Here is a 20,534-nt window from a genome sequence, read left to right as displayed (position 1 = left end):
GGTACCCCGGGTTAAGGTCTGATCCACAGACACAGGAGGCACTCGGTTTGATCTACGGCGCAATGAAGGTAGCCATCGGAGGGCCGCTGAAGCTCGGCTTCAGGCCCTGGGTGGAGGGCCTTGAGAACGTCCCCGCCGAAGGCCCCGCGATTCTGGCCAGCAACCACCTCTCGTTCTCGGACTCCTTCTTCCTCCCCGCGGTCCTCGACCGCAAGGTCACCTTCATCGCCAAGGCGGAGTACTTCACCTCGCCGGGCGTGAAGGGCAAGCTCACCGCGGCGTTCTTCAAGGGCGTGGGACAGCTGCCCGTGGACCGCTCCGGCGGACGCGGTGCGGGCGAGGCGGCCATCAAGAGTGGCATCGAGGTCCTGGAGCGCGGCGAGCTCTTCGGGATCTACCCCGAGGGCACGCGTTCGCCCGACGGACGTCTCTACCGCGGCAAGCCGGGCGGTCTGGCGCGCGTGGCCCTCGCCACCGGCGCCCCCGTACTCCCCGTCGCGATGATCGACACGGAGAAGATCCAGCCGCCCGGCAAGGTGCTGCCGAAGCTGATGCGGCCCGGCATCCGGATCGGCAAGCCGCTCGACTTCCGCCGCTACCAGGGCATGGAGCAGGACCGCTTCGTGCTGCGCGCGCTGACCGACGAGGTCATGTACGAGATCATGAAACTCTCCGGCCAGGAGTACGTCGACATGTACGCGACGGCCGCGAAGCGCCAGATCGCCGATGAGGCGAAGGCGGCCAAGGCCCTGGAGAGGAACGCCGAGAAGAGCGCCGAGAAGAGCGCGGGCGACAAGGAACGTTCCGGCTCCTAGCCGCGTCCGTTCAGGGGTGGGAAGACGGCGGTGGGGGACATGGCCAAGCGCGAGAAAGTCATGAGGATGTCGGTCGAGCAGCCGCTGTGGCGGGCGCTCACCGCCTATCGCGTCCTGACGATGCTCTACGCCATCGGCCTCTTCGTGGCCGCGCACGAGAAGCTGGACCGCCCCTGGCTCGCCGTCTCCTACTACGCGGTGCTCGCCCCCTGGACCCTGGCCACCCTGCCCCGCGTCGCGAACGCGGCGAGCTGCACCCGGCGCTTCCTCGTCGCGGACCTGACCGTCGCGATCGTGGGCATCCTGCTCACGCCGCTCGCCGACTCCCAGCAGCGGATCGCCGACGGCGGCCCGACGCTGCCCTCCATATGGACCGCGGGCTCCGTGCTCGCGTTCGCGATCAAGGGCGGCTGGCGCTGGGCGGCCTCGGCGTCCCTCCTGGTCGGCGTCGCCAACGTGGTGCAGCGCGGTGCGTTCAGCCGCGACACCCTCCACAACGTCCTGCTTGTCTGCATCGCCTCCATCGCCATCGGCTACGTCGTGGAGCTGGCCCGCGCCTCCGAGCGCACCCTGGCCCGCGCCCTGGAGATAGAGGCCGCCACCCGCGAACGCGAACGGCTCGCCCGCGACATCCACGACAGCGTCCTGCAGGTCCTCGCCATGGTGCAGCGGCGCGGCACCGCCATCGGCGGGGAGGCCGCGGAGCTCGGCCGTCTCGCGGGCGAGCAGGAGGTCGCGCTGCGGACCCTGGTCGCCGGGGGCCTGGTACCCGCTTCGCACGTGTCGGAGGACGCCTCGCAGGGCGCTGTCGTACGCGTCGTCGAGGTGCCGGACGACGACGGTCCGCACGAGGGCCCGCACGAGGCGGCGCCCTGCGACCTGCGCGGGCTCCTCGTCCCGCACGCGGGGTCGAAGGTCACGCTCTCCGAGCCGGGGGCGCCGGTGCTCCTGGCGCCGGGGGCCGCGAGGGAGCTGGCGGCCGCCGTCGGCGCCGCCCTGGACAATGTCCGCAGGCACGCGGGCGAGCGGGCCCGCGCGTGGATCCTGGTCGAGGACGAGCCCGACGAGGTGATCGTGACCGTCAGGGACGACGGCCCCGGCATCCCGGAGGGGCGGCTCGCGGAGGCCGAGGGGGAGGGGCGCCTCGGGGTGGCCCTGTCGATCCGGGGCCGGCTGCGGGACATCGGGGGCACGGCCGAGCTGATCTCGGTGCCGGGCCAGGGGACCGAGGTGGAACTGAAAGTGCCGCGCGAAGAGGCGCGGGACGCACGGGGGAAGGCAGGAAAGGCGAGATGAGCGAGCAGCAGAGGCAGGAACCGGCCACCGAGGCCGCCGGGGTCACGGAGCGGGCGGGGGACGGGGCGGCGACCGGTGTGATCCGGGTCATGGTCGTCGACGACCACCCCATGTGGCGCGACGCGGTCGCCCGTGACCTCGCGGAGGCGGGCCTCGACGTGGTCGCCACCGCGGGCGACGGCGAGCAGGCGGTCCGCCGCGCGCAGGCGGCCGCCCCCGACGTCCTGGTCCTCGATCTGAACCTCCCGCTGAAGCCGGGCGTGCAGGTCTGCAAGGAGCTCGTCGGCGCCAACCCGGCGCTGCGCGTCCTGGTCCTCTCGGCGAGCGGCGAGCACGCCGACGTCCTGGAGGCCGTCAAGTCCGGCGCCACCGGCTATCTCCTGAAGTCGGCGTCCACCGAGGAGCTGATCGACGCGGTGCGCCGCACGGCCGTCGGCGACGCGGTCTTCACGCCGGGCCTCGCGGGCCTGGTCCTCGGCGAGTACCGCCGCCTGGCCACCGAACCCGCGGCCGGCACCCCGGACGACCCCAAGGCCCCGCGGCTCACCGACCGTGAGACGGAGGTCCTGCGGCTCGTCGCCAAGGGCCTGAGCTACAAGCAGATCGCCGAGCGCCTGGTCATCTCGCACCGCACCGTGCAGAACCACGTCCAGAACACCCTGGGCAAGCTCCAGCTGCACAACAGGGTCGAGCTCGTGCGGTACGCGATCGAGCGGGGCCTCGACGACGCCTGACCCGCGCGATGCCGTCGACGCGCGCCCCTCGTACGAGTGAAAGTGCTTGATCAACTCCCCAGCGCAGTAAAGGAATTGACCGTTCGCACCGTCCCGGAGTGACCTGGATCACCATTAGCGTGACGCGCATCAGGTCACTGAGGCGAAGGGACTGTTCCATGGGGGCCAAGAAAATTGGCGTACTGACCGGAGGCGGCGACTGCCCCGGGCTCAATGCCGTCATCCGGGGCATCGTCCGCAAGGGTGTCCAGGAGTACGACTACGACTTCATCGGCTTCCGGGACGGCTGGCGCGGTCCGCTGGAGGGCGACACCGTCCCGCTCGACATTCCGGCGGTCCGCGGCATCCTGCCGCGCGGCGGCACCATCCTCGGCTCGTCGCGCACCAACCCGTTCAAGGCGGAGAACGGCGTGCGCCGCATCAAGGAGAACCTCGCCAAGTACGAGGTCGACTCCCTCATCGCGATCGGCGGCGAGGACACCCTCGGCGTCGCCGCCCGGCTCACCGACGAGTACGGCGTCCCGGTCGTCGGCGTCCCCAAGACCATCGACAACGACCTCTCCGCCACCGACTACACCTTCGGTTTCGACACCGCGGTCGGCATCGCGACCGAGGCCATCGACCGCCTTCACACCACCGCCGAGTCGCACATGCGCGTCCTCGTCGTCGAGGTCATGGGCCGCCACGCGGGCTGGATCGCGCTGCACTCGGGCCTCGCGGGCGGCGCGAACGTCATCCTCATCCCCGAGCAGCGCTTCGACCTCGACCAGGTCTGCGCCTGGGTGACCTCGCGCTTCAAGGCGTCGTACGCCCCGATCGTCGTCGTCGCCGAAGGGGCCATGCCCAAGGACGGCGAGATGGTCCTCAAGGACGGGACGCAGGACTCCTTCGGGCACGTCCGGCTCTCCGGAGTCGGCGAGTGGCTCGCCAAGCAGATCGAGGGGCGCACCGGCAAGGAGGCGCGCACCACGGTCCTCGGGCACGTCCAGCGCGGCGGCACGCCCAGCGCCTTCGACCGCTGGCTGGCCACGCGGTTCGGGCTGCACGCGATCGAGGCGGTGCGGGACGGCGACTTCGGCAAGATGGTCGCCCTCAAGGGCACGGACATCGTCCGCGTGCCGATCGCGGAGGCCACGGCCCGCCTCAAGACGGTGGACCCGGCGCTCTACGCGGAGGTCGGCGTCTTCTTCGGCTGACCCGGGCGGACAGCCGGAACGCGACGGGACGGCCCCCCGGGTGCCGTCCCGGAAGCCGGTCAATAGACTCACACCCATGGAAATCCTCGCATTCGGCGTGCAGTCGGACGAAAAGCCGCTGATCGAGAAGGCCTTCGCCGGGCACCACGACGTCCGCTGCACGAACGTCTTCCTCAACGAGGACACCGCCCCCATGGCTGCCGGTTACGAGATCATTTCCTCCAGCGTCAACGCCACGCTGAACAACCGCGTCCTGCAGACCCTCGCCGCCGGCGGGACGCAGATGATCGCCCAGCGCTCCACCGGCTTCAACAACATCGACCTGCAGGTCGCCGAGCGTCTCGGCCTGACCGTCGCCCGGGTCTCGTACTACTCGCCGTACTCCGTGGCGGAGTTCGCCTGGACCCTGGCGATGACCGTCAACCGCCGCGTCGTCCGCGCCAGCAACCGCACCCGCGACTTCGACTTCCGCCTCGACGGGCTGATGGGCCGCGACCTGCGCGGCCGTACGGTCGGCGTGCTCGGCACCGGCAAGATCGGCGAGGCCTTCACCCGCATCGCGCACGGCTTCGGCATGCGCCTGCTCGGCTGGGACGTCGCCGAGAACCCCGCCTGCGTCGCACTCGGCATGACGTACGTGGAGAAGGACGAGCTCCTCGCCGAGGCGGACCTCGTCAGCCTGCACGTGCCGCTGCTCCCCAGCACCCAGCACATCATCGGCGCGCAAGCGCTGCGGACGATGAAGGACGACGCGATCCTGGTGAACTCCAGCCGGGGCGGCCTGGTCGACACCGAAGCCCTGGTCGGGGAGTTGCGCGCCGGCCGCTTCGCGGGCGTGGGTCTGGACGTGTACGAGGCGGAGGCGGGACTGTTCTTCCTCGACAAGTCCCTGGAGGTCGTCGCGGACGACACGCTGGCCCGCCTCGTCACCTTCCCCAACGTCGTGGTCACGTCCCATCAGGCGTACTACACCGAGGACGCGGTCGGCCAGATCATCGACACCACGGTGCGCAACGTCCTGGACTACCGGGCGGGCCGCCGCTCCGAGAACGTCCTCGTCCCCGCGGCGGCCAGGAGCTGACCGAGCAGGTCCCCTACGATCGCGGCCCCGCGCAGGGTCAGCACCGACTCCGGGTGGAACTGCACGCCCGCGACCGCGATTCCCGGCGCGCCCGCGGCACGGCGCGGCCCGCGCACCGCGTGCACCTCGCCGGTGCCCGCGTCCCTGCTGACCTCGATGCCGTGCGCGGCCAGCTCCGCCGCCGCCTCGTCGTCGCAGCGCGCCACGAAGCTGTTGTAGAACCCGACGGTCTCGGGCCGCCCGAACAGGTCGATGCCCGTCTGCGCGCCCTGGCACGGCACCTCCTTGCGGACGATCTCAAGCCCCAGCTCGGCCGCGATCAGCTCGTGCCCGAGGCAGACGCCGAGCACGCCGTGCTCATGGCTGCGCACGACCTCCGCGGCCAGCGAGCGCAGGAACCGCATCTTCGGATCGGCGAGGTCGGACGGGTCACCGGGACCCGGGCCGAGCACGACGGGCCCCTCGTGCGCGAGCACCGCCTCCCGCAGCCCCTCCTCGTCGTACCGCCGCACCGACACCCGAAGGCCCGAGGAGCGCAGCACGTGCGCGAGCATCGCGGTGAACGTGTCCTCGCCGTCCACGACCAGCGCGTGCCCCGCCAGCTCGTGGGACGGCTCCTGCATCCGCAGCCAGAACGGCGCGAGCCCGGCCCGCCGCCCGTCCAGGGCCGCCCGCACGCGCGGGTCGTCGGCGAGCGGGGCGCGCGCACCCTCGTGACGTGGCCTGCCGGGACGTACACCGAGCGCGGCAAGGACCCCCGCGGCCTTCGCGTGCGTCTCGGCGACCTCGCCCATCGGGTCGGAGCCGCGCACCAGCGTCGCGCCCACCGGCACCCGAAGGCGCCCGGTCGCGGAGATGTCGGCGGTGCGGATGAGGATGGGGGAGTCCAGGGTCTGTGCGCCGCCCGCGTCGCGGCCGATGAGGGCGAGGGCGCCCGCGTAGTAGCCCCGGCCGACACCGTCCCGCCCCAGGGGCTCGTAGCGCTCGATGACGCGGCAGGCGTTCTGCACGGGCGAGCCGGTGACGGTCGCCGCGAACATCGTCTCCTTCAGAACCTCCCGCACGTCCAGCGACGACCTGCCCCGCAGCTCGTACTCGGTGTGCGCGAGATGGGCCATCTCCTTCAGGCGCGGCCCGACCACGACGCCGCCCATGTCGCCGACCGTGCACATCATCTTGAGCTCCTCGTCGACGACCATCGAGAGCTCCTCGGCCTCCTTGCCGTCCGCGAGGAAGGCGAGCAGGCCGTCGGCCGTGGGCCCGTCGGCCGGGTAGCGGTACGTCCCGCTGATGGGGTTCATGACGACGGTCCCGCCGGACATCCGCACATGCACCTCGGGGCTGGCCCCGACGAGCGTCCGGTCCCCGGTGTGCACGACGTACGTCCAGTACGCGCCCCGCTCACCGACGAGCAGCCGCCGGAACAGCGCGAGGGCGTCCGCACGCCCGAAGCCCGGGATCTCCCCCTCGTACGTACGACGGATGACGAAGTTGGCGCCCTCGCCCCGCCCGATCTCTTCGCGCAGGACCCGCCCCACGATGTCCGCGTACGCCGCGTCGTCCACGTCGAAGGCCCCGCCCTCGACCCGCACCTCGTGCGAGGGCAGCGCCGAAAGGACCTCGGTGAGCGGCAGTGCGTACCGCTCATCGGGCGTCAGGACGGTGAGCGGTGTGCCGTCGTCGCGGACGTCGAAGCCGCGCTCTCTGATCTGCCGGAAGGGCACGAGCGCGAGCCCCTCGGGAATGTCCGCGAGCCGCTCGTACGTCCCCGTCGGGCCGATCAGGACCTCGACCGTGTCGTGGTCGTGGCCCGGGGTGCGGCGGCGCAGCAGGGCGAACGGGCGGTCGTCGGACAGGAGCTCCGTCAGCTGCTGTGTCGGCTGCATGGGTTCTGTTCCTTCTCACTCGGAGAGGAACGGCCGGCTCCCGGGGAAAGTCCGGAAAACACTGAAGGCCGCCCCTCGGGCGGCCTTCGCGAGTCTGTGTGCGCGCAGAGTCAGTGGGCCGCCGGATGAGCGGGCCACCACCAGTTCTGGGTCGTCTTCTGCGTACGCATGTCCGGCACCTTAGCGCATCGTCGAACGGCCGGTGTCTCCTCCGTCTCACTTGGTGAGCGGGTGGATGGACGGCGCGCATCACCCCGTAGTGTTGACGAGGTGACCGTGAACGCTAAGACCACCGCTACCGGTGGCAACACCTGGCGAAACCTGCCCGCGGCGCAGCAGCCCGAGTACCCCGATGCCGAGGCTCTGCGCGATGTGATCGCGGACCTCGAGTCGTATCCGCCGCTCGTCTTCGCGGGCGAGTGCGACCAGCTGCGCGCCCGACTGGCCTCTGTCGCCAAGGGAGAGGCGTTCCTGCTCCAGGGCGGCGACTGCGCCGAGGCCTTCGACGCGGTGTCGGCCGACCACATCCGCAACAAGCTGAAGACGCTGCTCCAGATGGGCGCCGTCCTCACGTACGCGGCGTCCGTGCCCGTCGTGAAGGTGGGCCGCATCGCGGGGCAGTACTCCAAGCCGCGCTCCAAGGGCACCGAGACCCGCGACGGCGTGACCCTGCCGACGTACCGCGGCGACTCCGTCAACGGCTTCGACTTCAACGAGAAGGCCCGCGTCCCGGACCCCGAGCGCCTGAAGCGGATGTACAACGCCTCCGCCTCCACGCTCAACCTGGTGCGCGCCTTCACCACCGGCGGTTACGCCGACCTGCACCAGGTGCACGCCTGGAACCAGGACTTCGTGAAGTCGTCCCCCTCCGGCCAGCGGTACGAGCAGCTGGCCCGCGAGATCGACAACGCGCTCAACTTCATGAAGGCCTGCGGCACCGACCCGGAGGAGTTCAAGACCGTCGAGTTCTACGCCTCCCACGAGGCGCTGCTCCTCGACTACGAGTCGGCCCTCACCCGCGTGGACTCGCGCACCGGGCGGCTCTACGACACCTCGGCCCACATGGTCTGGATCGGTGAGCGCACCCGCCAACTGGACCACGCGCACATCGAGTTCGCCTCCCAGGTGCGCAACCCCATCGGCGTCAAGCTCGGCCCGACCACGACGGCCGAGGAGGCGCTGCAGTACATCGAGCGCCTCGACCCCGACCGCGAGCCCGGCCGGCTGACCTTCATCGTCCGGATGGGCGCCGACAAGGTCCGCGACAAGCTGCCCGAGCTCGTCGAGAAGGTCACCGCCTCCGGCGCGACCGTCGCCTGGATCACCGACCCGATGCACGGCAACACCTACGAGGCGGCCTCCGGTCACAAGACCCGCCGCTTCGACGACGTGCTCGACGAGGTCAAGGGCTTCTTCGAGGTCCACAAGGCCCTCGGCACGCACCCGGGCGGCATCCACGTCGAGCTCACCGGTGACGACGTCACCGAGTGCGTGGGCGGCGGCGACGAGATCTTCGTCGACGACCTGCACCAGCGCTACGAGACGGCCTGCGACCCGCGGCTCAACCGCAGCCAGTCGCTCGACCTGGCGTTCCTGGTCGCCGAGATGTACCGCGACCAGTAGGTTCTCCGGCTGTACGCACGTGTGGGGCGCGGATCCGTGTGATCCGCGCCCCACCGGCGTATCCGGGGCTTTTGTGTCCCCGCCGTCACGGGTAAGGTTAGGTTAGCCTCACCGATCAATCGGTACGGCGCCACCGATAAGTCCTGTCCGGGAGGTGAACCGCGTGTACGTCTGCAACTGTTTCGGGGTCACCGAGGCGCAGGTGAAGAAGCACGCGGCGGACGGGGCCTGCACCCCCCGCCAGATAGCGTCGGCCTGCAAGGCCGGCACGGACTGTGGTTCGTGCGTGCGGCGCATCCAGGCACTCCTCGGCCGGGGCGCGTGCCCGCGCCGAGAGCTGGTGGACCAGGGTGAACCCGCCGTGGCGCTGGCCGCCGACGCGGATCTCCCCGAAGCCGCCTAGCTCTCAGCTCTCCGGCTGCTCGATGAGCTGCGCGATGTAGAGCGCCTCACCCAGCTTCTCGACCAGTTCGAGCTGGGTGTCCAGATAGTCGATGTGGTGCTCCTCGTCCTCGAGGATCGACTCGAAGATATTCGCGGACGTGATGTCTCCCTTGGCGCGCATCACCTCGATACCGCGCTTGAGGCGGTCGATCGCCTCCACCTCGACCTGGCGGTCGGCCTGGAACATCTCGGTGACCGTCTGGCCGACCCGGACGTGGAAGAGCCGCTGGTAGTTGGGCAGACCGTCGAGGAACAGAATCCGGTCGGTCAGCACCTCCGCGTGCTTCATCTCGTCGAAGGACTCGGACCGGGTGTACTTCGCGAGCTTCGTCCAGCCGAAGTTTTCCTGCATCTTGGCGTGGAGAAAGTACTGGTTGATCGCCGTGAGTTCGGCGGTCAGCTGCTCGTTGAGAAATTCGATGACCTCGGGGTCGCCCTGCATCGCAGAGGCTCCTTCCACACGGGTTACTGGGCAGGTGACGCGCATCCTTGCACCGGTGTTCGGAGGCCGTCCAGTAAGTGCACGCTTAGTAGGAGTTGCCCCAATCAGCGCCCCCTGGGTTACGGCTGGTCACGTCCACCGTCCCGGGTCTGTCAGGATGGAGCCATGGGTCAGCCGGCGGAACGCGCATCTCGACAGGCGGCGGAGCCGGAGCTTCCGCCGGGTCAGCGGCTGCAGCGCGGCTGGCCGGTCACGCACTACGGCCCCGTGCCGAAGTTCCGTCCCGAGCGCTGGGAGTTCAGGGTCTTCGGCGCCACCGCCGACGGCGCGAAACACTGCTGGACCCACGAGGAGTTCTCCGCCCTGCCGTACGAGACGGTGGTCGCGGACCTGCACTGCGTCACGAAGTTCAGCATGCTGGGCGCCGAGTGGGGCGGGGTCGCGGCCCGTACGCTCCTGGAGATCGCCCCGCCCGCGCCGGAGACCACGCACGTGATGGTCTGGGCCGAGTACGGCTTCAGCTCGAATCTGCGCCTGTCGGACTTCGCCTCCGACCGCACGATTTTCGCCACCCACAAAGGCGGCGAACTGCTCACCGCGGAGCACGGTTTCCCGCTGCGGCTCGTCGTGCCCCACCTGTACGCCTGGAAGGGCCCCAAATGGGTCCGCGGCATCGAGTACATGACGGCCGACCGCCGCGGCTTCTGGGAGGAGCGCGGCTACCACAACCTCGGCGACCCCTGGCAGGAGCAGCGCTACTCCTACCAGGAGGAGCCCGGGGACGGCCCCGAGCTCTAGACGCGTCTCGGCTTCAGAGGCTCCTGAGCTCCTTCAGGCGTGCCACGTCGGCGGCGTGCCCCTCCTTGCCGCCGGGCGTCTCGATCACCAGCGGTACGCCCTCCGTGGCGGGGTGCAGCATCAGTTCGCGGAAGGGGTCCGCGCCGATGTGGCCGGTGCCGATGTTCTCGTGGCGGTCCTTGTGGGCGCCGACGACGTCCTTGGAGTCGTTGGCGTGCACGAGCTTCAGGCGGCCCTCGCCGACCGTGTCGACGAGGAGGTCGAGGGTCTGCTTCATGCCGCCCGGGCCGGTCAGGTCGTGGCCCGCCGCGTAGATGTGGCAGGTGTCCAGGCAGACGCCGAGCTTGGGGTGGGCGTCCAGCGCCTCGAAGTACGGCCCGAAGTCCCAGGTGCGGGAGCAGAGCGAGGCGCCCTGGCCCGCGGTCGACTCCAGGAGGAGGAAGGGGTCGTCGTCGTGCGTCAGCTCGTCGAGCAGCGGCAGCATGCGGTCGCGCACCTGCTTCAGGGCGAGCGCGCGGTCCCGGCCGCCGGTCGCCGAACCCGTGTGCACGACGACGCCGAGCGCGCCGATCGCCCGGGCCCTGCGCAGCGAGTGGCGCAGTGAGTCGACGGACTTCTCGACGGTGGCCTCGGTGTGCGAGCCGAAGTTGATGAGGTAGGGCGCGTGGACGTACGCGGGGATCCGCTCGGCCGCGCAGGCCGCGCGGAACTCCTCGTCCTGCTTCGGGTTGCCGGGCGGAGTGGCCCAGCCGCGGGGGTTGGCGACGAAGACCTGGACGGCCTCGGCGCCGAGCTCACGGGCGTACGAGAGGCCGACGGTGGCGAGGCCGCCGGCCACGGGGACGTGTCCGCCGACGGGGTTGCGGGACACTGCGCTGAGGGACTTGTTGCTGCTCACGCCCTCCAGGGTGGCATGCGCGCGGCGATGCTCCGTCGGCGGTCCGGGGCCCGCCGGGCCCCGGACGTGCGGCTCAGCGGATCGTGATGGTGATCGTCGACTTCTTCGGCGCCTTGTCGCCGCCGTCCACCGACTGCTTCTTCACGGTGTCGCCGAAGATGCCCAGGAGGCCGCGGTCCTCGTCCACGTCGAAGCCCGCCCCCTCCAGCTTGTCCTTGGCGTCGTCGACGTTCATCCCGGTCACGTCCGGGACCACGACCATCGGCTGGCCCTTGGAGATCGTCAGGGTGACGGTGTCGCCCTCGGCGAGCGTCTTGTCCTGGCCGGGGGACTGCTCGGCGACGTCGCCCTTGTCCTCGTCGGAGTAGACCCGCTGCGTGGCGATCTCGACCTTGAGCCCCTCCTCCTCCAGCTCGGCGGTGGCGTCGGCCTCGGACTCGCCCGTCACGTCGGGGACCTGGACGACGGCCCTTGCTGACGACCAGGGCGACGGCCGAGCCCGCCTTGCGGGTGAAGCCGGCCCGCGGGTCCGTGCTGATCACGGCGCCCTTCTTGACGTCCTCGCTGAAGCTCTTGGTGACCATGCCCGGCGCGAGCCCGGAGTTCTTGAGCTCCTTCTCGGCCGTGGCCAGCGGGATGTTCTTGACGTTCGGGACCTTGACGGTCTCCGGGCCCAGCGAGACGGTCAGCGTCACCTTGCCGTTCTGCCGGATGCGCTCGCCCACCGCGGGGTCGCTGTCCATGACCGTGCCGCGCTTGTCCGTGTCGCTGTACTTACGCTCGATGTTCTTCACGTCGAGCCCGGCGTCGTCGAGCCGCTGCTTCGCCTGCGCCTCGGTCTTCGCCAGGAGCGGCGGGACCTTCGTGAACTGGCCGGAATTGATGTACCAGATGCCGGTGCCGAGACCCAGGACGAGCACGACGGCGGCTATCACCGCGATCATGCGGCGGCGCGGGTCGAAGCGCCCGCGGGAGGCAGGGGCGGCGGTGGGCGGGCCCGGCGGCGGGGTCGCGAGGACGCTGGTGCGGTTCAGCGCGTCCTGGCCGCCCGGTCCGCCCCGGCTGTCGTCCGCGGGCAGCGGGAGCTGGACGGAGCGCGCCGCGCGCGGGATCACGCTCGTACGGTCCTCGGCGTTGTCGTGCACCGCCGTGTGGGCTTGCGGCGGCACCGCGTCGAGCTGCTCCTCGGTCAGGGCGGCCCGTGCCTCCCTGAGCTGCGCGAGGAGCGCCACAGCGTCGTACGGGCGGACGTCGGGGTGGCGCGCGGTGGCGGCGGCGACCACCTCGTCGAGCGCGAAGGCAAGGCCGGGGACGGCCGCCGACGGGGGCGGCACGTCCTCGTTGAGGTGCTGGTAGAGGACCTGGGCGGGGGAGTCACCAGAGTGCGGCTTGGCGCCGGTCAGCATTTCGTAGAGCACGACCCCGCAGGCGTACACGTCCACGCGGGTGTCCGACGTGCCGTGCTCGATCTGCTCGGGGGCGAGGTAGGAGACGGTGCCGAGCACGGTGCCGGTCGTGTTCGTGACCGTGTCCACCGCGCGGACGAGCCCGAAGTCGGCGACCTTCACCCGGCCGTCGTCCCCTATGAGGACGTTCTCGGGCTTCATGTCACGGTGCACGAAGCCCGCGCGGTGCGCGGCGCCGAGCGCGGCGAGGACCGGCTCCAGGATGTCCAGCGCCGCCCGCGGCTGCAGCGCGCCGCGCTCGCGCAGCACGTCGCGCAGGGTGCAGCCCGCGATGTACTCCATCGCGAGATACACGTACGACCCGTCCGTGCCCTGGTCGAAGACGCCGACCACGTTCGGGTGCGAGAGGCGGGCCACCGACTTGGCCTCGCGGATGAAGCGGTCGACGAACGAGGCGTCGGCCGCCAGCGTCGGGTGCATCACCTTGAGGGCGAGCACGCGGTCGAGGCGGGTGTCCACGGCCCTGTAGACCGTGGCCATCCCGCCGACCGCGATGCGTCCGTCGATCCGGTAACGGCCGTCGAGCAGCTGCCCGACGAGCGGGTCCTGAAGGGTCGTGTCCACGCAGGGAGTCTACGAGCCGCCACCGACACCGCGTCCCGGCCGGTCCTCCCCACGGCTGGACTGCAGCCGAGCTGTGACAGGCGACGGGCCGAGGCGCCCCGTCAGGGGCGCGGGGAACTGCGCGCCAAGCCCCCACCGGCGGGCAGCCGCGAGCGAACAGAGCCCCCCTGCCCCGGCGAGGACGTCAGAACGCGGGCCTCTCCGGATCGAGCCGCGCCATGCCCTCCGCAGGAGAGGACGCCTCCGCGAAGTGCCGGCGCGGGATCCGCCCGGCCCGGTGCGCCAGGCGCCCCGCCTCGACCCCGTGCCGCATGGCCTCCGCCATCAGGACCGGCTCCTGCGCCCGCGTCACCGCGGAGGCGAGCATCACACCCGCGCAGCCCAGCTCCATCGCGATCGCCGCGTCGGACGCCGTGCCCGCGCCCGCGTCGAGGATCACCGGCACGCGCGCGTGCTCCACGATCAGCTGGAAGTTGTGCGGATTGCGGATGCCGAGACCGGAGCCGATGGGCGAGCCCAGCGGCATGATCGCAGCGCAGCCCACATCCTGAAGCCTGCGCGCGAGCACCGGGTCGTCGTTCGTGTACGGAAGGACCGTGAAGCCGTCGTCCACCAGGACCTCGGCGGCGTCCAGGAGCTCCACCGGATCGGGCAGCAGGGTGCGCTCGTCGGCGATCACCTCCAGCTTCACCAGATCCGTGCCGAGCGCCTCGCGCGCGAGCCGGGCGGTGAGGACGGCCTCACCCGCGGTGAAACAGCCCGCCGTGTTCGGCAGGACGCGGATGCCGAGCCGGTCGAGGACGCTGAGCACGGAACCCTGCACACCCGGGTCGAGGCGGCGCATCGCGACCGTGGTCAGCTCCGTGCCGGACGCGACGAGGGCCCGCTCCAGGATGTCGAGGCTCGGCGCACCGCCCGTACCCATGATCAGGCGCGAGGAGAAGGTGAGCCCGCCGATGACGAAGGGGTCGTCTGCCATGGTTCAGCCTCCCTGGACTGCGGTGAGTACTTCGACGCGGTCGCCCTCGGCGAGCACGGTGGCGGACCACCGCGCGCGCGGGACGACGGTTTCGTTGACGGCGGCGGCGACACCGGAGTGCGCCGCGGAGAGGGTGGCCACGAGGGCTTCGAGCGTGGTGCCCGAGGCCACATCGCGTGCTTCTCCATTGACGGAAACGGCGAAAGGCGTGCTCATACGGGCTGCTCCGTGAAGGACTGCGGGCGGGGCGAGACGGGTGCGGGGGCGGCGCCGTCGAAGCGGCGCGGGGTGAACGGGCGCGCCTCGTCCGGCAGTTCACCGGTGGTCAGGGCGTGCGCCATGACATCGCCGGTGAGGGGCGTCAGGAGGACGCCGTTGCGGTAGTGGCCGGTGGCCAGCTGGAGCCCGGGGAGCCGGGTCGGTCCGAGCAGCGGCGCGTTGTCGGGCGAGCCGGGCCGCAGCCCCGCGCAGGTCTCGGTCAGCGGCAGCTCCGTGATGCCGGGCACGAGCTCGTGCGCGTCCCGCAGGAGTTCGTACACGCCGCCCGCGGTGACCGTGGTGTCCCAGCCGAGCTCCTCGCTGGTCGCGCCGACGACGAGCTCGCCGTTCTCGCGCGGGACGAGGTAGACGTGGCTGCCCCGCACCACGGCCCGCACGGTGCGGCTCAGGAACGGCGCGTACGCCTTCGGCACCGTCAGCCGCAGGACCTGCCCCTTGACGGGCCGCACGGGCGGCAGGACGCCGCCGGGGACGCCCGCGAGGCGCCCGCTGAGGCTGCCCGCCGCGAGCACGGTCTGCGCCGCGCCCAGCTCGGTGCCGTCCGCGAGGACGACTCCGCGGGCCCGGTCGCCCGCCACCGAGAGGCGCTCGGCCCAGGCGCGGTGGAGGACCACGCCGACCCGCTCGCAGGCCACCACGAGCGCCGCCGCGAGCCTGCGCGGGTCGATCTGGTGATCGCCGTCGACCCGCAGCCCGCCGCGTACGCCCGGCGCGAGCATCGGCTCGAGACGGCGGCACTCGCGGCCGCTCAGCCACTGGGAGTCGAGCCCCGAACGGCGCTGCAGGTCGTGCAGCTCGCGCAGGTGGGCGCGGTCGTCGGAGTCGAGCGCGACGGCGAGCGTGCCGGACGCGCGGTAGCCGAGGCCGTGCCCGCTCGCCTCGGTCAGCTCCGCGGCGAAAGCGGGGTAGCGGCGGGCGGATTCGAGGTTGATGCCGAGCAACGCCTGCTCGCCGTAGTGGAGTTCGGTGACGGCGGCCAGCATGCCCGCCGCGACCTGGGCGGCGCCGCCGCCCGGTTCGGGGTCCACGACCGTCACGGAGAGCCCGCGCTGCGCGGTCCGCCAGGCCGTGACCAGGCCGATGATGCCGCCTCCGACGACCAGCACGTCAGAGGTGCCCGGTGGTGCTTTCGTAGGCGATGTCGTACGTGGATGCATGGGCGTCCAGCCCCTCCCTTCGCCGGCATGACCCGGATCAGGTTCGTACGGTCGGAGGCCGTCCCAGCCTCCCTCTCAGCCCGGTGCGTCCGGGCTCCCGCGAGTGCTCTGCACCGGCCACCCTAGCCCGTCGCTCCGCGTGGCAGTAGGGGAGCTGTCCGGGTACGGGCAGTGACGGTGTGTCAGAGATCTCCTCGTATCCGTCTGAGACCGTCCCCGCCCGCCGCCCTACAGTGATCGGGTGAGCGAGCAGCAGAGGCAGACCGGGAAAGAGCGGCAGGCGGCGCGGCGCGTCGTCATCGTCGGAGCGGGCATGGCCGGGGTGCAGACCGCGGTGGCCCTGCGCGAGCAGGGGTTCACCGGCGCGGTCACCGTCGTCGGGGCGGAGCCGCACCAGCCGTACGACAGGCCGCCGCTGTCCAAGGCGGTGCTGCTCGGCAAGGCGGAGGGCTCCGCCTTCGACATCGACTTCGAGGCGCTCGGCATCGAGCTGGTCCTGGGCCGCGCGGTCACCGGGGTGCGCCCCGCCGACCACGAGCTGGACACCGCGACGGGCCCCGTCGCGTACGACGACCTGGTCCTCGCGACCGGCGCCGAGCCGATCGGGCTGCCGGGCACCGAAGGCGTACCCGGCGTCCACCTCCTGCGCACCCTGGACGACGCGGAGCGGCTGCGCCCGGTCCTCGCCGAGCAGCACGACGTCGTGGTCGTCGGGGCGGGCTGGATCGGCGCGGAGTTCGCGACGGCCGCGCGCGAGGCGGGGTGCGCCGTCACCGTGGTCGAGGCGGCGGAGCGGCCGCTCGCGGGGACGCTGCCCGCGGAGGTCGCGGCGCCCATGGCGAGCTGGTACGCGGACTCCGGAGCGGTCCTGCGCACCCACGCGCGCGTGGCGCGCGTCGAGGCGGACGCGGTGGTCCTCTCGGACGGGACGCGGGTGCCCGCGGGCGCCGTCGTCGTCGGCATCGGGGCACGGCCCGCGACGGAGTGGCTGACCGGCTCCGGCATCGAGATCGGCGCGCACCGTGAGGTCGTGACCGACGAACTGCTGCGCACGTCGGCGCCCGACGTGTACGCGGTCGGCGACTGCGCCTCCTTCCCTTCGGGAAGGTACGGAGAGCGCCTCCTCGTCCACCACTGGGACAACGCCCTCCAGGGCCCGCGCACGGTGGCGGCGAACATCATCGGCGAGACACCGGCGGCCTATGACCCGGTGCCGTACTTCTGGTCGGAGCAGTTCGGCCGCTTCGTGCAGTACGCGGGCCATCACGCGGCGGCGGACCGGATGGTCTGGCGGGGCGACCCGACGGGCATGGCCTGGTCGGTCTGCTGGCTCCGCGAGGGCGCCCTGGTGGCGGTCCTGGCGGTGGGCCGCCCCCGGGACCTGGCCCAGGGCCGCAAACTGATCGAATCCCGTTCCCCCCTGGACCCGGCCCTGACATCGGACCCCTCCATCCCCTTGAAAAAAGCAGCCCTGTAACGCCCCGGCCCGCTCTCTCAAGGCGCGGGGAACTGCGCGAAGGGGGCACGGGGAACGGCGTGAAGGGGCGCGGGGAACTGCGCGAAAGGGGCGCGAGGAACGGCGCGCCCAGCCCCCACAGACCCGCAGTCACCCAGAAAGCCCGAACACCCCACCCGATCGCGCCCCAGCCTCCAGTCCGAGGCCGCCCCGGCCCACCCAGGGGCGCGGGGAACTGCACGAAAGGGGCGCGGGGAACGGCGCGCCCAGCCCCCACAGACCCGCACCCGCACCACACCAGGCCCCCGAAGCCCACGCCACCCAAGGCCCCCGGCCAGAGATACGCTGGACCTGTGACCGAGATTGACGCAAAGACCGATGCTCTCGTCCCCGCCTGGCTGCACCTCCCCGACATCGCAGAAATGTTCGATGTCGAGGTGACCCGCGTGCGCCAGCTGGTGAAGGAGGGCACGCTGATCGCCGTACGCCGTGGTGAGAACCGCGCGCTGCAGGTGCCGGCCGCCTTCATCGACGGCGACAAGGTCGTCAAGGGCCTCGCCGGGACCCTGACGCTCCTGAGGGACGACGGTTTCTCCGACGAAGAGATGATCGAGTGGCTCTTCACCCCCGACCCGACCCTGCCCGGCACCCCCGCGCAGGCTCTGAGCGAGAATCGCGGCACGGAGGTGAAGCGCCGCGCCCAGGCGCTCGCCGTCTGAGCAGGTGCTCGGCCGTCTGACCTGAACACATCGTCCGGCGTGCGGGCGCGTGATGTCACGCCCCCGCACGCCACCGACAACGGGGGACTTCTCCATGGCTGCCGCTGCCGCCGATCACCGCGCCCAGCTCGCCGACGCCCGGCTCTATCTGTGCGTGGACGCCCGCAGGCGCCAGGGCGACCTCCCGGAGTTCCTCGACGCCGTCCTCGCGGGCGGCGTCGACATCGTGCAGCTGCGCGACAAGGGCCTGGAGGCCGCCGAGGAGCTGGCGCACCTGAAGGTCTTCGCGGACGCCGCGCGGCGGCACGGCAAGCTCCTCGCGGTGAACGACCGCGCGGACGTCGCCCACGCGATCGGCGCGGACGTGCTGCACCTGGGCCAGGGCGACCTGCCCGTCCCCGCGGCCCGCGCCGTCCTCGGCGGGGACGTCCTCATCGGGCGCTCCACGCACGCCGAGCCGGAGGCCGCGGCGGCCGCCGTGCAGGACGGCGTGGACTACTTCTGCACGGGCCCGTGCTGGCCCACGCCCACCAAGCCGGGCCGCCACGCCCCGGGTCTCGGCCTGGTCCGTTACACGGCCTCGCTCGGCACGGACCGCCCCTGGTTCGCCATCGGCGGCATCGACGCGGGCAATCTGGACGAGGTCCTCGAGGCGGGTGCGCGCCGCGTCGTCGTCGTACGCGCGATCACCGAGGCGGACGACCCGGGGGCCGCCGCGGCCGACTTCGCCAAGCGGCTGCGTACGTCTGTCTGAGCAACAGCCCGGAAGTGTCCGATCCGTGGACAGCAACCCGGCAAACCGGCCAAATCTCCCGCCTCTGGTTGGGGGACCGCCGTGGCCTGGCTAACCTGCCCGTATGGCCCTAGGCACAGCTTCGACCAGGACTGACCGTGCGCGCACGGTGCGCGACATGCTCGCGACCGGTAAAACGACGTTTTCGTTCGAGTTCTCCGCCCCCAAGACCCCGAAGGGCGAGCGGAACCTCTGGAACGCGCTGCGGCGGGTCGAGGCGGTCGCCCCGGACTTCGTCTCCGTGACCTACGGCGCGGGCGGTTCGACGCGCACCGGCACGGTCAAGGAGACCCAGCAGATCGTCGCCGACACCACCCTGACGCCCGTCGCGCACCTGACCGCGGTCGACCACTCCGTGGCCGAGCTGCGCAACATCATCGGTCAGTACGCGGACGCGGGCATCAGGAACATGCTGGCCGTCCGCGGCGACCCGCCGGGCGACCCGCTCGGCGACTGGATCGCGCACCCCGAGGGCCTCACGTACGCCGCCGAACTGGTCGAGCTGATCAAGGAGTCCGGGGACTTCTGCGTCGGCGTCGCGGCCTTCCCCGCGATGCACCCGCGCTCGCCCGACTGGGACTCCGACACCCGGTACTTCATCGACAAGTGCCGGGCCGGCGCGGACTACGCGATCACGCAGATGTTCTTCGACCCGGAGGAGTACCTGCGGCTGCGCGACCGCGTCGAGGCGGCCGGGTGCGACACCCCGATCATCCCTGAGATGATGCCCGTCACCAACGTCCGCCAGCTCCACCGGCTGCCCGAGCTCAGCAACGCCGTGTTCCCGGCCGGGCTGAAAGAGCGGATGCTCTCGGTCAAAGACGATCCCGTCGCTGTACGCTCCATTGGCATCGAGTTCGCGACGGAGTTCTGTCGGCGGTTGCTGGCCGAGGGCGTGCCGGGACTGCACTTCATCACGCTCAACAACTCCACGGCGACGCTGGAAATCTACGAGAATCTGGGTCTGCACGAGCAGGCCTGAACGGTCGTACCCCCCTGGGCCGCGGCCGAGGGGAGAGGGGCGTACATGGGCTGGACGGTCCTCTACATCGCGTTCGGATTCGTCGCGCTGTGGCTGCTGGGCGAAGTGCTGCTGCAGTACAAGGCGAGGCTGCGCTGGCGCCTGCTGGCCTTCGTGGGCTTCCTCGGGGTCGTCATCGGTGTGGTGATCCCCTCGGTGTGGATCATCGGGATCGGCGCCATCGCCTTCGCCACGGGCCAGACGTACGTAACGCTGTCGTTCCGCCGCGGCTTCTCCACCGGCTGGGCGCTCGGCGGGCGGCCGGGCCTGAGCAGGCGCCGCAGGAAGCCCTCGCGCGGTGCCGCCGCGCCGGAGCCGACGCTGCAGGTCTCCGACCTGGAGTACGAGCAGGTCCCGGCGCCGCCCGAGCACGGCCCCGAGGTCCTCGGTGACGGCGGGGTCCACGCGCCCGAGCCGATGCCCGACGACACCGGTCAGTACGGCGTGTACAGCGACTCGGAGTACACCCCGCCGACCCCGGGCGAGGCCCAGCCGGGCGGCGACACCTACGGCTACGACGCCGCGGCCTTCACCGGCTACGACCAGCAGAGCTACGGGTACGACGAGACGGGTCAGCAGCAGTACGCCGCCTACTCCGACCCGTACATCGGCACGCAGACCTACGGCACGCAGAGCTACGAGAGCTACGGCGACCAGCAGCAGTACGCCCCGTACGGCGGCGACACCTACAACGGCGGCCTCGGCGAGGCGTACAACGACACCCCGCCCGGCGGAGTCTGGGTGCCGCAGCAGCGCACCACCGACGAGCCCTACGGCGGTGAACTCCCGCAGGAGCAGCCCTACCCGTACCCCCAGGACGGGAACGCCGGGGGGCACGACGGCTCGGGCTACAACGAGCAGCAGTACCGGTACTGAGAGCAGCAGTG

General features: G+C 71.5%; 19 protein-coding genes, 1 pseudogene and 1 riboswitch. Of the genes and pseudogenes, 13 read left to right on the top strand and 7 right to left on the bottom strand.

Going from position 1 to position 20,534, the window contains the following annotated elements; translation table 11 throughout:
* Positions 1–62 precede the first annotated feature (62 nt).
* The 5 genes from ACFVYL_RS04460 (at position 63) to ACFVYL_RS04440 (ending at position 5,122) form a co-directional block, all read left to right on the top strand.
* Positions 63–815 carry a lysophospholipid acyltransferase family protein gene (locus ACFVYL_RS04460; protein ID WP_389712804.1) on the top strand — a complete coding sequence of 251 codons (753 nt, stop codon included), beginning with the start codon at positions 63–65 and terminating at the stop codon, positions 813–815.
* A gap of 39 nt (positions 816–854) precedes the next feature.
* A complete protein-coding gene (macS, locus tag ACFVYL_RS04455) occupies positions 855–2,111 on the top strand; it encodes a MacS family sensor histidine kinase (RefSeq protein ID WP_389712803.1) in 1,257 nt (418 codons plus the stop codon).
* Between the two features lie 89 nt (positions 2,112–2,200).
* The gene (locus tag ACFVYL_RS04450; RefSeq protein WP_389713007.1) at positions 2,201–2,845 is read left to right on the top strand and encodes a response regulator; all 645 of its coding nucleotides are present in this window, start codon (positions 2,201–2,203) and stop codon (positions 2,843–2,845) included.
* Between the two features lie 158 nt (positions 2,846–3,003).
* A complete protein-coding gene (locus ACFVYL_RS04445; RefSeq protein WP_389712802.1) occupies positions 3,004–4,041 on the top strand; it encodes a 6-phosphofructokinase in 1,038 nt (345 codons plus the stop codon).
* 76 nt (positions 4,042–4,117) lie between these two features.
* Positions 4,118–5,122 (top strand): 2-hydroxyacid dehydrogenase, encoded by a 1,005-nt coding sequence (locus tag ACFVYL_RS04440; RefSeq protein WP_389712801.1) that lies wholly within the window; start codon positions 4,118–4,120, stop codon positions 5,120–5,122.
* Here ACFVYL_RS04440 and ACFVYL_RS04435 read toward each other — a convergent pair.
* A complete protein-coding gene (locus ACFVYL_RS04435) occupies positions 5,065–7,008 on the bottom strand; it encodes an anthranilate synthase family protein (protein ID WP_389712800.1) in 1,944 nt (647 codons plus the stop codon). The two genes, ACFVYL_RS04440 and ACFVYL_RS04435, sit on opposite strands and share 58 nt — an antisense overlap.
* A gap of 270 nt (positions 7,009–7,278) precedes the next feature.
* On the opposite strand from ACFVYL_RS04435, the gene ACFVYL_RS04430 reads away from it, so the two are divergent.
* Both ACFVYL_RS04430 and ACFVYL_RS04425 read left to right on the top strand, forming a co-directional pair.
* Complete coding sequence (locus ACFVYL_RS04430; protein WP_389712799.1) at positions 7,279–8,631, top strand: class II 3-deoxy-7-phosphoheptulonate synthase; 1,353 nt, start codon at positions 7,279–7,281, stop codon at positions 8,629–8,631.
* A gap of 154 nt (positions 8,632–8,785) precedes the next feature.
* Complete coding sequence (locus ACFVYL_RS04425; protein WP_389712798.1) at positions 8,786–9,034, top strand: bacterioferritin-associated ferredoxin; 249 nt, start codon at positions 8,786–8,788, stop codon at positions 9,032–9,034.
* Positions 9,035–9,037: 3 nt separating this feature from the next.
* On the opposite strand, the gene bfr is transcribed toward ACFVYL_RS04425, so the two are convergent.
* Positions 9,038–9,517, bottom strand: coding sequence for a bacterioferritin (gene bfr, locus ACFVYL_RS04420; protein WP_338695721.1), 480 nt, complete (start codon positions 9,515–9,517; stop codon positions 9,038–9,040).
* A gap of 165 nt (positions 9,518–9,682) precedes the next feature.
* Here bfr and ACFVYL_RS04415 point away from each other — a divergent pair, with 165 nt between their 5' ends.
* The gene (locus tag ACFVYL_RS04415) at positions 9,683–10,315 is read left to right on the top strand and encodes a sulfite oxidase-like oxidoreductase (protein ID WP_389712797.1); all 633 of its coding nucleotides are present in this window, start codon (positions 9,683–9,685) and stop codon (positions 10,313–10,315) included.
* A gap of 13 nt (positions 10,316–10,328) precedes the next feature.
* Here ACFVYL_RS04415 and ACFVYL_RS04410 read toward each other — a convergent pair whose 3' ends face one another.
* From ACFVYL_RS04410 to thiO, 5 genes and pseudogenes are all read right to left on the bottom strand, one after another.
* Entirely contained in the window at positions 10,329–11,213 is an 885-nt protein-coding gene (locus tag ACFVYL_RS04410) for a deoxyribonuclease IV (protein ID WP_389712796.1), read from the bottom strand.
* A gap of 73 nt (positions 11,214–11,286) precedes the next feature.
* Positions 11,287–13,243: pseudogene (pknB, locus tag ACFVYL_RS04405) on the bottom strand (Stk1 family PASTA domain-containing Ser/Thr kinase).
* 184 nt (positions 13,244–13,427) lie between these two features.
* Entirely contained in the window at positions 13,428–14,222 is a 795-nt protein-coding gene (locus ACFVYL_RS04400) for a thiazole synthase (RefSeq protein ID WP_389712795.1), read from the bottom strand.
* Positions 14,223–14,225: 3 nt separating this feature from the next.
* A complete protein-coding gene (gene thiS, locus ACFVYL_RS04395; protein ID WP_389712794.1) occupies positions 14,226–14,438 on the bottom strand; it encodes a sulfur carrier protein ThiS in 213 nt (70 codons plus the stop codon).
* Positions 14,435–15,658 (bottom strand): glycine oxidase ThiO, encoded by a 1,224-nt coding sequence (gene thiO, locus ACFVYL_RS04390; protein ID WP_389712793.1) that lies wholly within the window; start codon positions 15,656–15,658, stop codon positions 14,435–14,437. The genes thiS and thiO overlap by 4 nt, the downstream gene beginning before the upstream one ends.
* Positions 15,656–15,769, bottom strand: a riboswitch (TPP riboswitch). (Overlaps the previous gene by 3 nt.)
* A gap of 202 nt (positions 15,770–15,971) precedes the next feature.
* Here thiO and ACFVYL_RS04385 point away from each other — a divergent pair.
* The 5 genes from ACFVYL_RS04385 to ACFVYL_RS04365 all read left to right on the top strand — a co-directional run bounded on the left by ACFVYL_RS04385 (position 15,972) and on the right by ACFVYL_RS04365 (position 20,523).
* Positions 15,972–17,135 carry an NAD(P)/FAD-dependent oxidoreductase gene (locus ACFVYL_RS04385; protein ID WP_389713005.1) on the top strand — a complete coding sequence of 388 codons (1,164 nt, stop codon included), beginning with the start codon at positions 15,972–15,974 and terminating at the stop codon, positions 17,133–17,135.
* A 332-nt stretch (positions 17,136–17,467) separates the two neighbouring features.
* Entirely contained in the window at positions 17,468–17,833 is a 366-nt protein-coding gene (locus tag ACFVYL_RS04380; protein ID WP_389712792.1) for an Rv2175c family DNA-binding protein, read from the top strand.
* A gap of 94 nt (positions 17,834–17,927) precedes the next feature.
* A complete protein-coding gene (gene thiE, locus ACFVYL_RS04375; RefSeq protein ID WP_389712791.1) occupies positions 17,928–18,587 on the top strand; it encodes a thiamine phosphate synthase in 660 nt (219 codons plus the stop codon).
* 103 nt (positions 18,588–18,690) lie between these two features.
* Positions 18,691–19,608, top strand: a complete 918-nt coding sequence (gene metF, locus ACFVYL_RS04370) for a methylenetetrahydrofolate reductase [NAD(P)H] (protein ID WP_389712790.1) — start codon at positions 18,691–18,693, stop codon at positions 19,606–19,608.
* A gap of 45 nt (positions 19,609–19,653) precedes the next feature.
* Complete coding sequence (locus tag ACFVYL_RS04365) at positions 19,654–20,523, top strand: hypothetical protein (RefSeq protein WP_389712789.1); 870 nt, start codon at positions 19,654–19,656, stop codon at positions 20,521–20,523.
* Positions 20,524–20,534: the final 11 nt, after the last annotated feature.

This window comes from Streptomyces sp. NPDC058308 (genome assembly GCF_042880275.1).
GTDB lineage: Bacteria > Actinomycetota > Actinomycetes > Streptomycetales > Streptomycetaceae > Streptomyces.
This window is presented reverse-complemented; position numbering and strand designations above follow the sequence as displayed.